At 39.9% G+C, this 20342-nt stretch carries 16 protein-coding genes; 9 read left to right on the top strand and 7 right to left on the bottom strand.

What is annotated here, in order from left to right; all coding sequences use genetic code 11:
- Positions 1–39: 39 nt before the first annotated feature.
- The 3 genes from AOR04_RS01620 to AOR04_RS01630 are packed head-to-tail and all read right to left on the bottom strand — an operon-like array spanning position 40 to position 4048.
- A complete protein-coding gene (locus AOR04_RS01620) occupies positions 40–2019 on the bottom strand; it encodes an LTA synthase family protein (RefSeq protein WP_096792335.1) in 1980 nt (659 codons plus the stop codon).
- Positions 2010–2381 (bottom strand): diacylglycerol kinase, encoded by a 372-nt coding sequence (locus AOR04_RS01625; RefSeq protein WP_096792336.1) that lies wholly within the window; start codon positions 2379–2381, stop codon positions 2010–2012. Before AOR04_RS01625 ends, AOR04_RS01620 begins: the two co-directional genes overlap by 10 nt.
- Positions 2378–4048 (bottom strand): phosphoethanolamine transferase, encoded by a 1671-nt coding sequence (locus AOR04_RS01630; protein ID WP_096792337.1) that lies wholly within the window; start codon positions 4046–4048, stop codon positions 2378–2380. Before AOR04_RS01630 ends, AOR04_RS01625 begins: the two co-directional genes overlap by 4 nt.
- Positions 4049–4600: 552 nt before the next feature.
- On the opposite strand from AOR04_RS01630, the gene ilvG reads away from it, so the two are divergent.
- From ilvG to AOR04_RS01670, 8 genes are all read left to right on the top strand, one after another.
- Entirely contained in the window at positions 4601–6250 is a 1650-nt protein-coding gene (gene ilvG, locus AOR04_RS01635; RefSeq protein ID WP_096792338.1) for an acetolactate synthase 2 catalytic subunit, read from the top strand.
- Complete coding sequence (gene ilvM, locus AOR04_RS01640; RefSeq protein ID WP_096792339.1) at positions 6247–6492, top strand: acetolactate synthase 2 small subunit; 246 nt, start codon at positions 6247–6249, stop codon at positions 6490–6492. The genes ilvG and ilvM overlap by 4 nt, the downstream gene beginning before the upstream one ends.
- A 103-nt stretch (positions 6493–6595) precedes the next feature.
- Positions 6596–8452, top strand: a complete 1857-nt coding sequence (ilvD, locus tag AOR04_RS01645) for a dihydroxy-acid dehydratase (protein ID WP_096794061.1) — start codon at positions 6596–6598, stop codon at positions 8450–8452.
- Positions 8453–8454: 2 nt separating this feature from the next.
- Positions 8455–10008, top strand: coding sequence for a threonine ammonia-lyase, biosynthetic (gene ilvA / locus AOR04_RS01650; protein ID WP_096792340.1), 1554 nt, complete (start codon positions 8455–8457; stop codon positions 10006–10008).
- 97 nt (positions 10009–10105) lie between these two features.
- Positions 10106–11140, top strand: a complete 1035-nt coding sequence (locus tag AOR04_RS01655; RefSeq protein WP_096792341.1) for an ABC transporter substrate-binding protein — start codon at positions 10106–10108, stop codon at positions 11138–11140.
- 62 nt (positions 11141–11202) lie between these two features.
- Positions 11203–12378, top strand: a complete 1176-nt coding sequence (locus AOR04_RS01660; protein WP_096792342.1) for a methyltransferase — start codon at positions 11203–11205, stop codon at positions 12376–12378.
- A 30-nt stretch (positions 12379–12408) separates the two neighbouring features.
- Positions 12409–13071 (top strand): carbonate dehydratase, encoded by a 663-nt coding sequence (gene can, locus AOR04_RS01665; protein ID WP_007377282.1) that lies wholly within the window; start codon positions 12409–12411, stop codon positions 13069–13071.
- A gap of 4 nt (positions 13072–13075) precedes the next feature.
- The gene (locus AOR04_RS01670; RefSeq protein WP_096792343.1) at positions 13076–13726 is read left to right on the top strand and encodes an NAD(P)H-binding protein; all 651 of its coding nucleotides are present in this window, start codon (positions 13076–13078) and stop codon (positions 13724–13726) included.
- 35 nt (positions 13727–13761) lie between these two features.
- On the opposite strand, the gene ubiK is transcribed toward AOR04_RS01670, so the two are convergent.
- The gene (gene ubiK, locus AOR04_RS01675) at positions 13762–14025 is read right to left on the bottom strand and encodes a ubiquinone biosynthesis accessory factor UbiK (RefSeq protein WP_096792344.1); all 264 of its coding nucleotides are present in this window, start codon (positions 14023–14025) and stop codon (positions 13762–13764) included.
- A gap of 161 nt (positions 14026–14186) precedes the next feature.
- On the opposite strand from ubiK, the gene rep reads away from it, so the two are divergent.
- The gene (gene rep / locus AOR04_RS01680) at positions 14187–16208 is read left to right on the top strand and encodes a DNA helicase Rep (RefSeq protein WP_033028820.1); all 2022 of its coding nucleotides are present in this window, start codon (positions 14187–14189) and stop codon (positions 16206–16208) included.
- A 24-nt stretch (positions 16209–16232) separates the two neighbouring features.
- On the opposite strand, the gene AOR04_RS01685 is transcribed toward rep, so the two are convergent.
- The 3 genes from AOR04_RS01685 to elbB form a co-directional block, all read right to left on the bottom strand.
- Entirely contained in the window at positions 16233–18803 is a 2571-nt protein-coding gene (locus AOR04_RS01685) for a bifunctional diguanylate cyclase/phosphodiesterase (RefSeq protein WP_008137697.1), read from the bottom strand.
- A gap of 161 nt (positions 18804–18964) precedes the next feature.
- Positions 18965–19360 (bottom strand): c-type cytochrome, encoded by a 396-nt coding sequence (locus tag AOR04_RS01690; RefSeq protein WP_007377277.1) that lies wholly within the window; start codon positions 19358–19360, stop codon positions 18965–18967.
- A 232-nt stretch (positions 19361–19592) separates the two neighbouring features.
- On the bottom strand, positions 19593–20240 hold the full coding sequence (gene elbB, locus AOR04_RS01695) for an isoprenoid biosynthesis glyoxalase ElbB (protein WP_008137696.1): 648 nt from the start codon (positions 20238–20240) through the stop codon (positions 19593–19595).
- Between the last annotated feature and the right edge of the window lie 102 nt (positions 20241–20342).

A 20342-nucleotide genomic window follows, 5' to 3' on the forward strand; every position in this document is an offset into this window, starting at 1 on the left:
TAACAAGGCTTTATTATCAAGTCACTGCAAGAATAATAACTAATGGTACCAACCATTTGTATAAGCTAGATTACCTAAGTTCGCGTGGGCTAGGGCTTTTTTAACTAGTTGCTCATCGTTTTCATATGGCACAAGCTGGTTATTGCTATACGTATAGGTGGTTGCTGGTTTTTGTGGTTGTAACACCACCACTTTATTATCGTGCATGTAGGCAAAGTTTTTGTCGTATTGCATCATTGCGCGTTGTTTGTTGTCGCTAATTGGCTTTGATAAATCATGGCCTATCATAGGGTGCTTACCACTTGCGCCAATTAAAGACAGTAGAGTAACAGGAATATCGATCTGGCTGGCTAGTTGGCTATCTCGTTTATGGGTAATATCTTTACCAAAAATAACGGCCGGAATTTTAAAGTGATCAACCGGTACTAAATTCGAACCCGATACGCGCGAGTCGTGATCGGCAATAACTATAAATACAGTGTCGTCCCAGTAGCTCGATTTTTTGGCTTTTTCGATAAATGTACCTAGCGCGTAATCTGCATACTTTGCTGCATTATTACGGGTTTGTTTTTGTTTGTCGTACAGCGTTATTTTATCGTCAGGAAAGTCATACGGACTATGATTAGAGCTTGAGAATATAAGGCTAAAAAAAGGTTTGTTTTGATTTTTAAGCTTAGTAAGTTCTATGTCGGCTTGGTCGTATAAGTCTTCGTCTGATGCGCCCCACGAGCCATTAAAGTCTATTTTTTTAAAGTTATTTGTATCTACGATACTTTTAAAACCGTTGCCTAAAAAGAAGCTGCGCATGTTATCAAAATGGCTTTCGCCACCATAAATGAACTGCGTGTTGTAATTTTGCTTCGCTAAAAAATCAGCAATGGTAAAAAAGTCACGTTGTGATTTATCAAGCTTAACAACTGCACGCGAAGGCGTTGGTGTAAACCCTGTAATTACTGCCTCAATTCCACGTACTGAACGTGTACCCGTGGCGTATAAATTATCAAACCCCCAGCCTTGTTTATAAAGGGCGTCTATATTAGGTGTAAGCGGTAAACCGCCAAGCGTGCCTACATAACGAGCACCTAAACTTTCTTGTAAAATAATGACTAGATTTTTTGGTTTACCTGTATTACTTGCTTCATGAAACGTTTTTGTAGGGGCGGTTACATCATTAAATGCAGCTTGCGTGTTTTGCATGTTTCTACGCACAATACTAAGCAATTCAGCGGTAGGCATTTTGCCATAATAGTCTTGGCTTGATTGTTCGTTAGAGAGTTGCTTAACTGCAAACGCGACGCTATAAAGTGAGTTAAGGGTTAAGTCGTTAAGTAAGTGATCAGTAGAGAACGAGACCATGGCGGGGTTAAGTGGTCTGTGCCCTAATGAGTTACGCGCGCCCAAAATAGTTAAGCATACTAAAACGAGCGCTAAAATTGATTGGTTTAAGCCTGTTAGTGATGACGTACTTTGCCATTGATTGCTAAATATTTTGCTTGCAAATTTACAGCTTAAAACAAGTGCTATAACAGCAATAAATACTTCTAACTTATAGCCTGAAAAAATCATTTTTGAGACTTCTTTAGGGTAAATTAAATATTCTATAAATAAGCGGTTAGGGCGCAAGTCGTACTCGTTTATAAACGTAGGCGTAATCACTTCAAAAAAAACGAGTAAAGCAGACATCCCCACTAAGTAAATTTTAATTAGGCCGCGTACTTTATTTTGCCAACCTACGCTTTGCATCAGTAAGGTAAGTAGTAATGCGGGCATAATAATGTAGCTTAGAGTGGCTATATCAACTCTTAAACCACCTATAAATATAGACAACCACGCATGCGATCCAAATACACGTTCGCCTTGCCATACACTTAAACCAAAGCGGGCAAGTGTTAAAAAGCTAAGTGCTAAAATAGTAAATACAATAAAAATCCATACAGGGCCAAGTGCATTTTGTACCTTAGGTATTACTTTAAATATTAAACTGGTTATTTTAGGTATAAAAGTTAGCTTTATGCCCATAACACAGCCCACCAAATAAGTGTGGCAATTAGCATAGCTATAAACACGCTTGCAGAGGCAATATCTTTAGCGAGCCCTGAAAGCTCATGGTATTCACTGCCAATCCTATCAACTACAACCTCAACTGCCGTATTTACTAGTTCAGCAAACAACACAAAAAGCAGGCTGGCAATAAGTAATAGTTTATCGCTTAGTGTAACTTCTTGTAGCCACACGAACACACCCAATAATGAAAACAGTGCTAGCTCTTGTTGAAACGCCGCTTCAAATCGACTCATCCATTTTAAGCCGTTAAAAGAATGGCTTAAGGTAAAAATAAGGCGCATTAAGCCTTGGCGTTTTATAACGGTTTTATTACTCATAATTGTATTTCGCTTGGTGTTGTTTGGCAGCTAGCAAGTAAATCAAGGGATGCCTGATACGCTTTGCTTTTAATGCCAATTAAATTTAAAAGGGTGTGAAAAATATTGTTGTGTGAGCGTGCAGCGCGGGTGTCTAAATTAACTAAACAGGTATTGGTAATGCGCTGGTTATGCTCATCAGCCCACATATAAAGGGGGACATGTGTTTGTGTACTTGGGGCAAAGCTATACGGAAAACCATGTAAATAAGCACCAGCTTCGCCAAGTGATTCACCATGATCAGAGACATATAAAAACTGCTTATCTATATTGCTTGGCAGTGCTTTTAATTGCTCAATTACTTGGGCATTAACAAAGTCGCTGTACGCAATTGTGTTGTCGTAGGTATTAACTAATTCATCGAGTGAGCAGTTTTGAATGTCGCTTCTATCGCACGTGGGTGTAAATTGCTTAAATTTTTCTGGGTAGCGTTTAAAGTAGGTTGGTCCGTGTGAGCCCATCATATGTAGGACGATAACGGTATTAGCTTGGCTTAAATTAGCGAGTTTGCGTTTAAGTGGAACAAGCAGTGCTTCATCAAAACAATATTTTCCATCGCAAAGTGCTGATGGGGTGGTTGGGATGTCAATGTTAACAACACGGGTGCATACGTTTTTACAGCCGCTGTTATTATCAACCCACAGTACATCGCTGCCAGCTTGTTGTGCTAAATCAATCAGGTTTTGTTGGTTGTCGGCTGCTAATCGATCAAAGTTATCTTGTGTTTGCAGTGAAAACATACACGGCACAGACACTGCAGTAGCGGTGCCACAAGACGCCACATTATTAAAATATGTAACATTGTACTTTTGTGTGTAAGAATTTGTGTTGCGCTTATAACCTTGATAAGTAAAGTTTTCTGCTCGTGCGGTTTCGCCAACAACTATAACGGTTACGCTGGTGGTATTGGGTGCAATAAGAGTAGGTGTTGCGTCTATATTTTTAAATTCCATATTGGTATACAGCAGCTGATCGCGCATATATTTATAACCGCTAGAGAGGTATTGAAATGGAATGATTTCTTTTTTTAAAATACGGTTATTGCGGCCTGTGGCTGCGTAGTCGGCGTAAAAGTTAGCGACCACTAAAGCAATTAGCGTTAAGCAGGCAATAATAAGTTTTATGCGGCTAATCGCTTCTTGGTGAGGGCGGGTAAAGTGTATTTTTACTTTGCTTAATACAAAAACAGGTAGCGCACAAAACAGCAGTAGAAAACCTATGAGCTGCGGGTTTAAATAGCTCAACGCTTCGCTTAAATCAGTTTCAAATGTGTTTTGAATCATTGAATAGTCAAACACGACGCCGTAATTTAATGAGCCGTAAAGCACAGCGCTCGAAATTATCAGTAAAAGGTAGTTAATTGGCTTTAGTAACCACCTAACCGACACTATCGAAAAGAAAATGATTAAAAGGCATAACAACAGTAGTGGCACTGAAAGTAAAAATAGCCACGAAAAAGATGTAAGGGAGGTGATGGCGCTAAACGAACCTTGAATAAAAGGAATGTTTATAACTAAACAGTAATAACAGGCAATCATCACTACAAAGGCATTTGCACTACAGTGAATGTAAAATCGTTTACTACGATTTGGCTTTTTTTGTGCTGGTGTTTGACTAATGACGTTCATATTTAGGCTCGTTTAAAATAACAACGCCATGCTATGCAACAACACTTAAGAACTGCTTAAGAGAACCTACGCATTACCTGAAGGTGATAAATAATTTTATTTATAAAAATATTCTTAAAAATTAATCAAACCTTAAATAAGGGATATAAGAATAGTGAATTTCTGAGAATGAAATTAGAGCATAAAAAAACCACCACCAGTTTATATAATGAATTTTAAAACCTGATAAATTGCCTTTTAGTCTTTTTGTTAGATTAACTTTGGTGTTGACTTAAAGGGCCTAGCGCGGTACTAATATAAAAAGAGAGTGAAGAGTTAATCTTCGCAATAATTGAACAAAATTTGGTATTAATTACATGCTTACAAATGCACTTAACCTAGTCCTGATTATTATCGTGGTGATTATTCCCGCGAGGGCTTCGTAGTGCTTTAAAAACTTAAGCATTAAAAAGCCCTCCGCACTTAACCGTTCGGAGGGCTTTTTAGTTTTAAGGGTAAAGTTTTTAGCGTAAAAATGTAATTGGGTTGTCACTGAGGAATGAGGGTTTATTAATGACAGGCGCAGAACTAACAATCGATTTATTGACCAAACACGGCGTAAATGAAGTATTTGGCTACCCAGGCGGAGCTATTATGCCAATTTACGATGCGCTGTATGGTGCGCCAGTCAAACACTACCTTACTCGCCATGAGCAAGGTGCAGGGTTTGCCGCTGTTGGTTATGCTCGCAGTACGCGTAAATTAGGCGTGTGCTTTGCAACATCGGGCCCAGGTGCAACTAACTTAATAACAGCCCTTGCTGATGCGATGATGGACTCAGTTCCGTTGTTAGCGATCACCGGCCAAGTGCCTACTGCAGCCATTGGATCTGATGCATTTCAAGAAATAGATGTACTAGGTATGTCGCTTTCGTGTACCAAACATAGCTACATGGTAGAACGAGCTGAAGACTTAGCAGAGATATTACAAGAAGCGATCCATTTAGCGCAAAGCGGCCGACCAGGTCCCGTACTTGTCGATATCCCAAAAGATATTCAAATGGCGCAAGTCCCTTTTAAGCCTTGGCTTGCAGCTGATGAATACTTACCAGAGTTAGATTTAAAGCAAGTTGCTATTGCTAACCAACTGTTGAGTGAGGCTAAACAGCCTGTAGCGTATGTAGGCGGTGGTGTACAAGCTGCTGATGCGCAAGACGAGTTAATGCAGTTTTTAAACAAAACGCAGATGCCAGCTGTATCAACACTTAAAGCGCTAGGCAGTGTGTTACCAGATTACGAGCATTACTTAGGTATGTTAGGTATGCATGGTGGTCAAGCTGCTAATATTGCGGTGCAAGAATGTGATGTACTTGTATGTATAGGTGCACGCTTTGATGATCGCGTAACAGGTAACTTAGCTAAATTTGCAGCTAAAGCAAAAGTAATCCATTTAGATATAGATGCCGCTGAAGTTGGTAAACGAAAACCTGCTAAAGCCTCATTAATTGCTGATTTAAAAACGTCGTTACCCGCACTTGAGTGCTTTGTAACACCTAAAGCCTGGTGTGACACAAATAAAGAAATGAATATTAAGCACGCGTGGCGTTACGACTACCCAGGTGAGAAGGTTTTTGCACCGTACTTATTAAACCAACTAAGCCAACGCATGCCAAAAACGGGTGTTGTGTGTTGCGATGTTGGTCAACACCAAATGTGGGTAGCACAACACATGAAGTTTACTCACCCGAGTAATCATTTAAGCAGTGGTGGTGCAGGTACAATGGGCTTTGGTTTACCTGCGGCTATTGGCGCGCAGGTAGCACGCCCTGATGACTTTGTTATTACTGTGTCGGGTGATGGCTCAATAATGATGAATATTCAAGAATTGGCCACTATTCGCCGTAATAATTTACCTGTAAAAATATTAATTTTAGATAATCAGCGCTTGGGTATGGTTCGCCAATGGCAGGAACTATTTTTTGAAGGGCGTTACTCTGAAACTGACCTTTCGGATAATCCAGATTTTGTTCAATTAGCTGCTGTATTTGGTATTCCTGGGCAAACAATTACCCACGCGAACCAAGTTGATGATGCTATTACAGCATTAGTTAACAGTAAAGGCCCGTACATAGTACATGCCTGTATTGATAATAAAGAAAACGTTTGGCCACTTGTACCACCTGGGGCTGCTAACGACGAAATGATGACGGAGAAAGCACAATGAAACATAGCCTAACTATTGCATTAAAAAGCCAAAGTATAGCGGTAGAGCGCTTTTTACGCGTTGTGCGTCATCGTGGTTTTGACCTCACGCATTTTCAGCTCAATATGGATGATGGCTTATACAATGTGGTCATGACGGTAGATAGTGATAAACCTATTCACCTATTAACCAGCCAGTTAAATAAGCTGGTGGATGTAAAAGAAGTCACTTTACAAAATTTACAGCACCAACAGGCTGTGTAATTACGCATTAAAAAATAATTTACGAGTAACTGAGTCACTCGGTTATTCACCAATTTTAGAATGAGGAATGCCCGCTTACATTGCGGCAAAAACTGAGGTAACTATGGCTAAATTAAGAAGTGCAACAACAACTGAAGGACGTAAACGTGCAGGCGCAAGAGCATTATGGCGCGCAACAGGTATGACAGACTCTGATTTTGGTAAACCGATTATTGCCGTAGTTAACTCGTTTACACAATTTGTACCAGGGCATGTACACCTTAATCAGCTTAGTGAGCTTATGGGTGAGACAATAACCCAAGCCGGTGGCGTTCCAAAAGAATTTAATACCATTGCGATTGATGATGGTATTGCGATGGGGCACGGCGGTATGCTTTATTCGCTGCCTTCGCGCGATTTAATTGCTGATTCGGTTGAGTACATGGTAAATGGTCATTGTGCTGATGCGATGATCTGTATTTCAAACTGCGACAAAATTACGCCAGGAATGATGCTTGCAGCACTACGCTTAAACATTCCGGTAATATTTGTATCGGGCGGTCCAATGGAAGCGGGTAAAACTAAACTTGCTAACATCGACATTAAACTTGATTTAGTTGATGCCATGGTTAAAGGTGCTGATGAATCGGTAAGTGATGCAGATTCAGAGCAAGTAGAGCGTTCTGCGTGTCCTACATGTGGTTCGTGTTCAGGTATGTTTACTGCAAATTCAATGAACTGTTTGCTAGAAGCGATTGGTTTAGCATTGCCGGGTAACGGTACCACGCTTGCGACTCATAAAGACCGTAAACAACTGTATGTTGAAGCGGGTGCCCGTATTGTTGATTTATGTCGTGAGTATTACCAAAAAGACAATCAAGATGTATTGCCACGCGCTATTGCCAATAAAACAGCCTTTATGAATGCAATGGTTGTTGATATTGCAATGGGCGGCTCGTCAAATACCGTATTACATTTACTCGCTGCAGCGCAAGAAGCGGGCGTTGATTTTGATATGTCGCACATTGATGCGCTTTCTCGTAAAACACCGTTTTTATGTAAAGTTGCACCAGCAACACCAGAGTACCATATTGAAGATGTACATCGCGCTGGTGGCATGATGGCAGTTGTTCGCGAGCTTGGTAAAGCAGGTTTAGTTGATATGTCGGTTAATCATGTTGCAGGGTCAACGATGGCTGAGCTTGTTAAAAAATGGGATGCAACCGACCCAACTAACGAAGCTGCGCGCAAATTTTATCGTGCAGGCCCTGCGGGCATTCGTACAACTAAAGCAATGAGCCAAGAGTGTCGTTGGGATGAAGGCGATAACGACCGTGTGAATGGGTGTATTCGAAGCGTTGAACACGCTTTTCGTCAAGACGGTGGCTTAGCTGTGCTTTCGGGGAATTTAGCCGTTGATGGTTGTGTTGTGAAAAGTGCAGGCGTCGTTGACGAAATGCTGCATTTTGAAGGCACCGCAGTGGTGTACGAATCACAAGATGATTCAGTAGAAGGGATTTTAAATAACGAAGTAAAAGCCGGCGATGTTGTTGTTATTCGTTATGAAGGGCCAAAAGGCGGCCCAGGGATGCAAGAAATGCTATACCCAACAAGCTACTTAAAATCGAAAGGCTTAGCTGAAAAATGCGCACTTATTACTGATGGTCGCTTTTCGGGTGGTACTTCGGGTTTATCAATTGGCCATGTGTCGCCAGAGGCTGCAAGTGGTGGTGCAATTGCTTATGTTGAAAATGGCGACAAAATCATTATTGATATCGCAACACGCGAAATTACGTTAGCGCTAAGCGATGAAGAACTTGAGGCACGTAAACAAAAGCAATTAGCACGCGGAAAAATGGCGTACAAACCAGTTGATCGTGAACGTTATGTGTCGTCTGCTTTAAAAGCCTATGCATTACTTGCAACGAGTGCTGATAAAGGCGCTGTTCGCGATTTAGCTAAATTGGAGGCGCTTAGTTAATTATGGTTTCTCAAGAGCTCGATTATTTTCGCGCTATTATTCAAGCAAACATGGAGCCTTTGGCTAAAGTTACTGAGGTTAGCAAAATGGCTGAACTCAGTAAAAAGCTAGGTAACCATGTTTGGTTAAAGCGTGAAGACCAACAGCCCGTGTATTCGTTTAAATTACGCGGGGCGTATAACAAATTAAATAAATTACCTAAAGGTTCGGTGGTTATTACCGCTTCTGCGGGTAATCATGCTCAAGGGGTTGCATTAAGTGCATCTCACTTAGGGCATCAAGCCACCATTGTAATGCCAGTAACAACGCCTGAAATAAAAGTAAGCGCCGTACGCGCACTTGGCGGTGAAGTTGTATTACATGGCCATCATTTTGATGCAGCAAAAGCATATGCGCTTGAACTTACAGAGCAACGCAATGGTATATTTGTCCCACCATTTGATGATCCGGATGTCATTGTTGGTCAAGGCACTGTAGCACGCGAGCTAATGCAGCAATTAAACGAGCTCGATGCGGTGTTTATTCCTGTTGGCGGCGGCGGTTTACTTGCTGGGATGGCGGTTTATATTAAATCGCTGCGTCCAGATATAAAAGTAATTGGTGTAGAGGCCGACGAAAGTGCGTGTTTACAAGCAGCACTTGAAGCCGGCAAGCCAGTAGAGCTTGATCGCGTTGGCAGTTTTGCCGATGGCGTAGCGGTTAAAATTATTGGCACTGAAACATTTCGCTTAGCGCAAAAGTTTTGTGATGAAGTTATAACCGTTACCAGCGACGAAATATGTGCTGCCATGCAGGATATTTTTGTATCTACCCGTGCAATTGCAGAGCCTTCAGGTGCACTTGCAACGGCAGGGCTTAAAAAGTGGAGCCAACAGTCAGGGTTAAAAGGGTTACATTTAGCGGCTGTGCTTTCGGGTGCTAATTTAAACTTTGATCGCCTGCGTTATGTTGCAGAGCGCACTGCGCTGGGTGAAAAAAACGAAGCGTTATTAGCGGTTACTATTAAAGAAGAAAAAGGCAGTTTTAAACAGTTTTGTGCTTCTTTAGGTGGCCGTGCTATTACTGAGTTTAACTACCGTTATGCAGGACCTGGTGAAGCACAAATATTTGTAGGTATTGCCCTGCGCCAAGGCGAGCAAGAGCTTAATGAGCTAAAGCAAGACTTAACAAATAATGATTACCAATTTTGCGACCTGTCGGATAACGAACTCGCTAAATTACATGTGCGCTATATGGTTGGCGGAAAAGCACCAGAGCAATTACATGAGCGCTTACTTCGCTTTGAATTTCCTGAATATCCAGGTGCGCTTGCACGCTTTTTAGATACTTTAGGTAGTAATTGGAACATTACCTTATTTCATTATCGTAATCACGGTGGTTCTATGGGGAATGTACTGGCAGGTTTTGCTATTGAGCCAAGTCAGTATGAGATGTTTAACGAGCACTTAAACCGTTTAGGTTACAGTGTACAAGATGAAACACAAAATCCGTGCTTTAGCCAATTTTTAACATCAAAGCCGCAAGCAGAAAAAGCCGAAAAACTCGCCTCAGTATAGTCCTTCTTTAAAGGCAGGCACCTAACTAGGGTGCTTGCTTTATCGTAAATTTTACATATAGTTACAGGTAATCGTCATACTTTTTGAGGGCCCTTGGTTGCTATTAAAAGGATTAATTTTTGTATTGTGTTTTTTTTGTAGTCACATAGTGGCGCAAGAATCAGTTACATTACAGCTAAAATGGACGCATCAGTTTCAGTTTGCCGGTTATTATATGGCAGAGCAAAAAGGCTTTTATAATGAAGCAGGCCTTGATGTAACTATAAAACCAGCTAATCCAATGATGCCTGATACTTTTGGTCCTGTTGCCAATGGAGAAGCACAGTTTGGTGTCGGACATTCAGGCATTTTACAGCAACGTATTAATGGACAACCTCTTGTTGCTATGGCTGCCTTATTACAGTTTTCACCTTACTGCTGGATGGTTAAAGACACGTCTGATATTTTTCATCCACGTGACTTTGTTAATAAACGTATCACTGCGGTGAGCAAAAATGATGGTACCGAACTACTTATTATGCTTAAACGCAGTGGCGTTGATGTCGATAAACTCAAACTTTACGATGGCGAAAATCCAGATCAGGCTTGGATTGAAAACAAGCTAGATGCTATGCAAGTGTATGCTACTAACCAGCCGTACTACATGACTCAGCAAAGCGTATCTCACCGGCTTATATGCCCACAGCGTTATGGTATGGATGTATATGGAGATATTTTATTTACCAGCGAAAGTATGCTTAAAAAAAATCCGCAAACGGTGGAAAAGTTTTATCAAGCAAGCCTAAAAGGCTGGCGCTATGCAATGATGAATATGGATGAAGCTATTGCGGTAACCCAGCAAAGATATGCACCGAGTAAAAGTTTTCATCAGCTCGCTTTTGAGGCCGAAGTACTAAGGGATTATATAACGCCACCCACGACCAGTTTAGGGCATATGTCGATAGCAAAATGGCGTTTAATTGCTGATCTATATGCAATTGAGCAAAATGAATTTGATGAGGTGAAAGCGAATTTTATATATAAATATCAAGAACCCGAAAAAGTGCAGTTATCGTGGATGTTAATTGCTGCGATGATTATTAGTATTGTTTCTATTCCTCTGTATTTACGTTTAATATTCAGCAAAAAATAACCACTTAATGAGAGTTCATCGAGCTGGTATAATTAATTGTCTTTTTTATACTTTAAGCAGTTATGACTTTAGCGGAACAATTTTTTGCACTTGATTCATTACTCATGCGTAATCGTCATTATTGGCAGTGCACTGCGTTTGATTTTGACGCGATTCCTTGGAGAGATCTGCAAGACACACTCAATAATCTAACGGATGATCAAGTAATCGCACTTGATAATGATCAAGATAAACTATATCAATTTTTTAGCAATCATATAAACCAACTTGATGAGCTCGCTAATTTATGCGAATTACCTAGCACCGCACACGCGAAAGTTGATTATCCTTTTTGGCTGAGTAACGGCATTAAAGGCCGTAAATTTGAGCAGTTAAAAGATTTTGTATCTGCACTACCTAATACTAAGCAACCAGTTTTAGAATGGTGCGCCGGTAAAGGGCACTTAGGGCGAATGCTTGCGTTTAATGGCGCAAGTAATGTGCATAGTATTGAACTGCAACAAAGCTTATGCGAGCAAGGACAAAAAAGTGTACAGCAACAAGGCTTGGTAATGCACTTTAGCCAAGCAAATGTATTAAAAGACGATATCACTCAATTTTTTAATACAGATATGCATGCTGTAGCACTTCACGCATGTGGAGGTTTACACCAAACATTTATGCGCCAAGCAAGTTTAGCAAAAGTACAACAAATTAGTTTTTCACCTTGTTGTTATCATTTATTTACGGCTAATGAATACCTTGCAATGAGTGAGGTTGCAAAACAAAGTGGACTAAACCTAACACACCGCGATTTAAAGCTCGCTTTACAAGAAACTGTTACTGCGCCTTCTCGTTTAGAAAAAGTGCGCAAAACAGAACTAGAATGGCGACTCGGTTTTGATGCACTAAGAAAGTCGATTACTGGCGAACAACACTACGTAAGTGTTCCTTCGGTTAATAAAGCTATATTCTCAGATTCGTTTAAATCATTTTGCGGATGGGCAGCAGAAAAAAAGACACTAAAAATACCTCAAGATACTGATTACAATAAATATTTATCTATTGGGCAGGCTCGAAAAAAAATAACAGATCGCGTTGAACTGGTTCGACATGTGTTCAGAAGGGCAATTGAGGTTTGGCTTGTGCTCGATCGTGCTTTATATTTGCAACAGCAAGGCTATCAAGTAAGCGTTAAAACGTTTTGTGAAAAGCAGTTAACGCCTCGCAATATTTTGATTCTTGCTAATATCCACTAAATTTCCGCCCTCGACTTAATAAGAGATGCAATGAGAAAGTTAAAAAATTTATTCGATAACAATAAACGTTGGGCTGCTCGTACAAGTGAAGCAGACCCTGAGTTTTTTAAAATTTTATCTATGCAACAAAATCCTGAATATTTATGGATTGGTTGCTCAGACTCTCGTGTACCTGCTAATCAAATAGTTGATTTACTACCAGGCGAATTATTTGTACATCGTAACGTTGCTAACGTGGTTGTACATACCGATCATAACTGTTTATCGGTTATGCAGTACGCTGTAGAGGTTTTAAAAGTAAAACATATCATGGTTGTGGGGCATTACGGTTGTGGTGGCGTACAAGCCGTTTTAAGCAATGCAAAATTTGGCTTTATTGACAACTGGCTACGCCATGTAGGGGATGTAAAAGAAAAGCACCTTGAACAACTTGACGCAATGCCAGAAAGCGAACGATTAAGCCGCCTTATTGAGCTAAATGTAATAGAGCAAGTACGTAATGTATGCCGTACTAATATAGTGCAAGATGCGTGGGAGCGTGGCCAAGAGCTAAGCGTTCATGGTTGGGTGTATGGTTTAGAAAACGGGCATCTTCATGATCTAGAATCTGTAGTGACGTGCGCGAGCGAAGAAACGCAAAGCTATAAAAGAGCAGTACAACACGTACTTAATAAAGTGGGTGAGAGTAAATAAATTCATGACTAAAACGGCGGTATTAATTGGTGCTACAGGTTTGGTCGGTAATGAGTTGCTCCATAAGCTACTTAATAGCGAGCATTATACTAAAGTGGTTACGTTGAGCCGTCGGGCTTTGCCTATTTTACACGCAAAGCTAGTTAATCATGTTATTGATTTTGAAAAATTAACTCAATACGTTGAGCTGTTTAAAGGTGACGTATTGTTTTCGTGTTTGGGCACCACCCGTAAGCAAGCTGGATCGATACAAGCTCAGCGTAAAGTTGATTTTGATTATCAGTTTATAGCGGCGCAGTTAGCGGCATGTAATGGCGTTACGCATTATTGTTTAGTGTCATCAAGCGGGGCGAACACGCACAGCAATAGCCCTTATTTAAAAATGAAGGGTGAGCTTGAGCAGCATATAAAAGCACTCGCTTTTGATAAAGTCAGCATTTTTCAACCGTCTTTATTGTTAGGTGATCGTGAGCAATTTAGAGTGGCAGAAAAAATAGGCAGTATTATTTTTCCTGTTATTACACGACTTCCATTTTTAAAGCGTTACAAACCAATAACTGGCGAGCAAGTTGCGCAAAAAATGCTGAGTGTGAGTTTAGAGCAACAGACTAAGTTATTTTATTACGTACTTGATGAGCTATTTGAATTAACTTAGTAAAACGCAAAAGGCAGCCTAAGCTGCCTTTGTAATTATTCAGCGTCAGTCTCAGTGCTAAGTTGTTGCTCAAGCAATGCAACTTTAGCTTCAAGTTCGGTTAACTTTTCGCGAGTACGAATAAGTACTTGGCTTTGCACATCAAATTCTTCACGGCTCACAAAGTCCATCTCAGCAAGCTTGTTTTGTAAAACTTGCTTTGTTTTACCTTCGAGTGTGTCTGCTAGGTTTTTTACACCTTGTGGCATATTGCTAGTAATTTGCTTAGCAATTTCTTCAAGTTTTGCTGGGTTGATCATATTTGTCCCTTCGGCATTGCCTAAATGATAATAACTAATATTACCTTATACCCACGGTATTTAACACATGATCATCTTTACCTTAATTAATTAAGGCAATTGCTATGCTCGCAGTAATGGTTACGTTAAAATTGCGCGTCTTTTAAATTTCTTTGGTCGTTATGAAACTCAATCCTAAACAAGATGAAGCCGTAAAATATATTAGTGGTCCATGCTTAGTACTCGCAGGCGCAGGCTCTGGTAAAACCCGTGTTATTACGAATAAAATAGCTTATTTAGTGAAAAAATGTGAGTACAAAGCGCGAAATATAGCCGCCGTTACTTTTACCAATAAAGCAGCTAAAGAAATGCGTGAGCGAGTACTGCAAACGCTCGGTAAGCAAGACGCTAAAGGTTTATGGGTATCAACGTTTCATACACTCGGTTTAGAAATAATAAAAAAAGAGTTGAGTACATTAGGGTTTAAGCCCGGCTTTTCGTTATTTGATGATCAAGATACTAATCAGCTTCTTAGTGAGCTCACCGAAGACGAACTAAAAAAAGACAAAGACCTACTCAAACTACTTAAAATGGAAATTGGTAGTTGGAAAAATGAATTAGTACTGCCAGAGCAAGCAATACGCGAAGCGCGCGATGCGCAAAAAGCCTTGTTTGCACAGCTTTATGCTCGCTATCAAAATCAGCTACGTGCATATAACGCACTGGATTTTGATGATTTAATTATGATCCCTACTTTGTTACTCACTAATAATGCCACTTCCCGTGAGCGTTGGCAGCAACGCTTTAAATATTTGCTGGTGGATGAGTATCAAGATACCAATACAAGCCAATATCAACTTGTTAAATTGCTAGTAGGCGAGCGTGCCCGTTTTACCGTGGTAGGTGATGACGACCAATCAATTTATTCTTGGCGTGGTGCACGTCCGCAAAACTTAGTGTTATTAGGTAAAGACTACCCAGGGCTTAGGCTAATAAAGCTTGAGCAAAATTATCGAAGTGCAGGGCGAATACTAAAAGCGGCTAACATTTTAATTGCCAATAACCCTCACGATATAGAGAAAAAGCTATTTAGTGAGCTAGGTTACGGTGAACCGATAAAAGTAATAGGGTGTCGCGATGAAGAGCATGAATCTGAGCGCGTAGTTGCTGAAATAATCTCGCATAAGTTTATGAAGCGCACAAGCTATAAAGACTACGCTATTTTGTATCGTGGTAATCATCAAGCGCGTGGCTTTGAAAAATCACTAATGAGTAACCGTATCCCTTATAAAATTAGTGGCGGTATGTCGTTTTTCGCTCGCTCAGAAATTAAAGATATTATGGCGTATTTACGTTTGCTAGTTAATCAAGATGATGACAATGCTTTTTTACGTATCGTAAATACACCACGACGTGAAATAGGTACGGTTACCCTTGAAAAGCTTGGCACATTAGCTAACGAAAAACATGCGAGCTTGTTTGCTACTTGCTTTGATAACGATTTAGGCTACAGACTAAAAGGGCGTGGCTTTAATGCGCTTGCTGGATTTGCTCGTTGGGTTGTTGAGCTATCTGATAACGCGGTACGAAGCGACACGCTCGAAGCAGTTAAAGATTTAGTCCGTAATATTAACTACGAGGCGTATTTGTACGAGTCGTCCCCTAGCGCAAAAGCCGCTGAAATGCGCATGAAAAATGTATCCGAGCTATATCGCTGGATCACCGATATGTTGACCGGTGATGCCGATAACGAACCAATGACATTGGCTGAGGTTGTTAGTAAGCTAACCCTTCGCGATATGCTTGAGCGTAACGAAGAAGAAGATGAAACTGATGCAGTGCACTTATCAACACTACATGCATCAAAGGGCTTAGAGTACCCATACGTATTTATGGTGGGTATGGAAGAGGGCTTACTTCCGCATCAGGTCAGTATTGATGAGGACAACGTAGATGAAGAGCGCCGCTTAGCTTATGTTGGTATTACTCGCGCACAGCAGGAGTTAACACTTACTTATGCAAAAATTCGTCGTCAATTTGGTGAAACCTCACAAACTGAGTTAAGCCGATTTGTACAAGAGTTACCGCAGGACGATCTCGCGTTCGAAAACAAAAAGGCGCCAAATACGCAAGCAGAGCGCATGGAAAAAGGCCAAGCAAGAGTCGCTAATTTACGGGCTATGTTTAATAAAAAACCTGAGTAATTAACTACTATAAAGGGTAATTTCTTAGCTGAGCTGTGATTGCGTTGTGCTTGTTGGAGATTGCTCAGCGCAAACAAGAGAATGTTGTTTACCGACAAAAAAAGCTAAACCGTGTTTATCTAATAATGTTCTAAAGTTGAGTATTGATGGGCCCTTGGCTATTACCTTTATTGTTTTAAGTTTAGTTATTGCTAATACGCCTTGTAACTGAAAATCATAGCTTTCCTGCTGTAGAATACGCTTGCTAAATGTTGAACTTAGTAATAAATAGTCGAAGTTAACGTCGGTTAATAAATTAAGTTCACATCTATCTCTAGCAAAATTGTTTAATCCAATGGAGTAGCCAAGCTGGGGAAGTTTTTTTAGATTTTCGAGTTGTGTAGCACATGCATGGCGAATTTCTTGCTCATCAAATAATAGACAAAGCTGGCTTTGGCCAATTTGTTTGCTCAGTACTTCGGTGAATAAAGTAAATTCATGAGGCTCTAATAACAGGCAAGAGCAGGGCACAAGTGCCATACTTACATTAGCTTCAAGCGCTTGTGCATAAGCTCGTTGTAGTAGCTGTAATTCTACCTCAAGATGCTGTTCTTTGTCGGATGCAAACTTTTTCAAAATATCAAAGCTAGTAAAACCAAGTATTGGGTGTTCACCAAATGCTTCAAATAATGATTCAGATTGATGTTGCTCATCTAAGGTAATAATTTCTGAGCTTCTAAAGCTCATTGGTAATGCATCTAAATGATGCAATATATGTAATTCTTGCTGTGATACTGATTGTGACAAGAGTGGATGAAATAACTCGTAGCGATTTCGGCCCGAATTTTTTGCATAATACATAGCTGCATCAGCATCGCGAATAATTTCGTCTGTGTGTGTATAGTCGTGCTTTGAGTAGGTTATTCCTATACTCGCGCCGCTTTGAAGAGAGGTACCTTTTAAACTAAATGGTTTCTTCATTAAATCAATAATACGATTTGCAACGTCTTCCGCTTGCTGTGGCTCGGTTAAATGCGTTAATAAAATAACAAATTCATCCCCGCCTAAGCGAGCAAGTAAATCGTGCTCGCGTATGCACTGAGAAAATAGCTCTGCGACACTAATTAAAAATTGATCACCGGCATGATGTCCTAACTGGTCGTTTATATCTTTAAATTTGTCTAAATCTATAAATAACACAGCAAAATGATGTTCAGGAAAGCGTTGAAAATGTTGTAGCGTTTTTTCTAGTTGTGTTAAAAATAAACTACGATTAGGCAAACTAGTGAGAGAGTCATGATGTGCATCATGATAAAGCTGCTGTTCTATTTTTTTTCGCTCTTCCATTTGCATTTGTAAATGTAAATTAGTTTGACGTAACTCTTTCGTTTTTTCGCTCACCCGAAACTCTAGCTCTTGGTGGCTTTTTTTTATTGCTTGGTTAGCTAGTTTGGTTTGCAATACAGCTGCAATTTGATGCGATACAAAGGTGATAAGTTCGCAATCATCTTGGTTAAAAATATGTTTGTTGTAATAGGCTTGGCAAACAATTAAACCCATAACTCCTTGCGAGGTCTTTAGTGGAGCACCCAACCAACTGGTGGCCATTTGCTCTTTTTTTACTGGTTTAGCTCGTTGTACTACGCCTTTCTCTATTAATTTTTTTGCTCTGCACGGATGTATAAGTTGTGTTTCTTCGGTGCTTATAACTAGCTCACTATAGCCTTTAGCAAAGCGTCTTGGTTGCGTATTATCTTTAAATTCATCAACACAATAAGGAAAGCTGATCCAGCCAGATTCTTTATCATAAAGTGCAATATATAAATTTTCTGCATAGGTAATTGTTTTTATTATTTCATGTATTTTAACGTAAGCATCGTTAAGGTTTTTAGCTTGAGTCGCTAATTCTGAAATTTTAAATAGAATTTGTTGACGTTGAAGTGCGCGTTTTCGTTGCTCTATTTCTAGGTTTAATGCGTCATTACTCTGAGTGAGTGCACGGGTACGAATTTTAACTTCTGATTCTAATAGCTCGCGCTTTTTAACACGCTCTATTGCTGTTGCTAAGTAAAGTGACATAACCTCAAGCAATTGTATTTGCTGGTCACTGTAACCTTTTCGAGTATCGTAACTTTGTGCAGCGAGCACACCAATGATATTTCTTTCCTGATAAACAGGTACGCCAACCCAATGCTCGGCGGGGGTGCCTAATGCTTTAAATAAACCTTTTGCAGCTGCGTCTTGCATTTGCTGCTTAGTAAAACAGGTTGTTTTGCCTTGTTTAAATACATAGCCAGTCGCGCCTTCATCAAAGCTGTTTGTTTGGTTGAGTGCAACTGCAATTCCATCTTTTTCATCTGAAAAGTAAGAAAGCTCTAATGATTGTGTGTCTTGGTTCGATAAAACGACATAAAAACTTTTACTGGGCACATATTTTTGTAAAATGTCATGGATAGCGGGATATAACAGAGTTAACTCAGCAACAGTACTAGCTTGCTCTGATAGTTGGATCAGCGCATTTTGTAGGTGATGGGATTGTTTGTACTTTTCGAGTAGCACTTTAAGGCGCTTGTTTTGATACGCTAACTTACTCGATGCTGAGAGTTTATCTTCCAATGACGTTAACCGACTATTATTATTGTATAGTTATTAGCCTTATAATTTCATTTTTAGCGGCGATCGTCAAGTGGATATTACCCTAATTAAGGCGCTAAAAGCGTTAAAAAGGTATTAAAAAAGGCTTACCCATAGGTAAACCTTTTTTATTTTACAAATACTTATTTAGATGTCATAAAATCGATTGCAGCGCTTATCTCATCATCAGAACAATCCATACAAGTGCCTTTTGGCGGCATTGCATTAAAACCATTAATTGCATGCCCAAGTAAAGTGTCTTTACCTTTAGCTATGCGTGGAGCCCAATCGTCAGCTGACTTTGGCGCGCCTAGTGCACCAGTGCCATGACATGCAAAACATGCACCCTGATATACTTGCTCACCAGAACGTGGGCCTGTAGGTACTGCAGCAACAGCTGCTTTATCACCTTCAAGATACACAGCACCAACCGGCGCGAGACGTTTTTTAATTGCATCTTCAGTCATAGAGTTATCATATGGCTGTGCGTATGCGGTGGTTGCTAGCAATAATAATGCAGCAGCTGTTAATTTTTTCATTTTGCCTTGCTCACTTCGATTTGAACGTGATCAATCACGATATAGATGACGGAAATTAAACCGATTATAACTCTCTGAGCCAATTTATAAAATGCTAAGAGACGTTTTTATTAATAAAACTGACTACTTTTTGCGTTAACGCAATAAAATTTAATTATTTATTGTTTTTTGTTGAGCAATTTAATAAGCGTAATCAGTCATATTATTAACTTCTTAGATCTTAAGATCAAAATTAATTCATTGTTAATACGCTAGTAACTAGTTTTGCGATCCCCGCATCCGCATCAAGAATCGATTGTGCCAACATGTAAGCAGGAGTGGTAACTAGCTTATTTGCTTCATCGATCACTACATCATCCACTGCGCAGTTAATATGTTTGGCGCCTAATGTGCTTAGTGCTTGTGCTGTATCTACATCGTTACCAATAGTGAGTTGGGCATTATCGTAAATAAATGGGATCAAAGCGGGTGCAATACACATATACCCAGCAGGTTTTTTTGCTTTAGCAAATGCTTTACAAGTATTAAGTACGTCCTGATTGATATTTGCTTTTGTGCCCTTAATTGCAAAGTCGCATAAGTTTTTAGCCGCACCAAAACCACCAGGTACAATTAACGCATCAAATTGAGCTACATCTAGGTCAATCAGGGATTTTATGTCGCCCCGTGCAATACGAGCAGCTTCTGTTAATACATTGCGTTTATCAGGCATAACATCGCCTGTTAAGTGGTTAATGGTATGAAGTTGCTCAATATCAGGTGCAAAACATTGATAAGCCCCGCCATTTTTGGCTATGTGTAATAGCGTTAAAACTACTTCATTAATTTCACTGCCATCGTATACGCCACTTCCTGCTAATATTACAGCTACTTTTTTCATGCTTTTATATTCCTTAATTAAATTTATTAAGCTTATAGTTTGAAGTTTAACATGTACTAAATTGTCTATTTAAATTAATTTCAGTGTGAAAATTGTACGCTA

It is taken from the genome of Pseudoalteromonas sp. 1_2015MBL_MicDiv, assembly GCF_002407505.1.
Taxonomy (GTDB): domain Bacteria; phylum Pseudomonadota; class Gammaproteobacteria; order Enterobacterales; family Alteromonadaceae; genus Pseudoalteromonas; species Pseudoalteromonas fuliginea.

Bases quoted from the DNA above. Each gene is read 5' to 3' on its own strand.
- can (WP_007377282.1), top strand. From the start codon at position 12,409: ATGAGAAAGTTAAAAAATTTATTCGATAACAATAAACGTTGGGCTGCT.
- AOR04_RS01630 (WP_096792337.1), bottom strand. From the start codon at position 4,048: ATGAACGTCATTAGTCAAACACCAGCACAAAAAAAGCCAAATCGTAGT.
- ilvD (WP_096794061.1), top strand. From the start codon at position 6,596: ATGGCTAAATTAAGAAGTGCAACAACAACTGAAGGACGTAAACGTGCA.
- AOR04_RS01625 (WP_096792336.1), bottom strand. From the start codon at position 2,381: ATGAGTAATAAAACCGTTATAAAACGCCAAGGCTTAATGCGCCTTATT.
- ilvM (WP_096792339.1), top strand. From the start codon at position 6,247: ATGAAACATAGCCTAACTATTGCATTAAAAAGCCAAAGTATAGCGGTA.
- AOR04_RS01660 (WP_096792342.1), top strand. From the start codon at position 11,203: ATGACTTTAGCGGAACAATTTTTTGCACTTGATTCATTACTCATGCGT.
- AOR04_RS01620 (WP_096792335.1), bottom strand. From the start codon at position 2,019: ATGGGCATAAAGCTAACTTTTATACCTAAAATAACCAGTTTAATATTT.
- elbB (WP_008137696.1), bottom strand. From the start codon at position 20,240: ATGAAAAAAGTAGCTGTAATATTAGCAGGAAGTGGCGTATACGATGGC.
- AOR04_RS01690 (WP_007377277.1), bottom strand. From the start codon at position 19,360: ATGAAAAAATTAACAGCTGCTGCATTATTATTGCTAGCAACCACCGCA.
- ilvA (WP_096792340.1), top strand. From the start codon at position 8,455: ATGGTTTCTCAAGAGCTCGATTATTTTCGCGCTATTATTCAAGCAAAC.
- ilvG (WP_096792338.1), top strand. From the start codon at position 4,601: ATGACAGGCGCAGAACTAACAATCGATTTATTGACCAAACACGGCGTA.
- ubiK (WP_096792344.1), bottom strand. From the start codon at position 14,025: ATGATCAACCCAGCAAAACTTGAAGAAATTGCTAAGCAAATTACTAGC.
- AOR04_RS01670 (WP_096792343.1), top strand. From the start codon at position 13,076: ATGACTAAAACGGCGGTATTAATTGGTGCTACAGGTTTGGTCGGTAAT.
- rep (WP_033028820.1), top strand. From the start codon at position 14,187: ATGAAACTCAATCCTAAACAAGATGAAGCCGTAAAATATATTAGTGGT.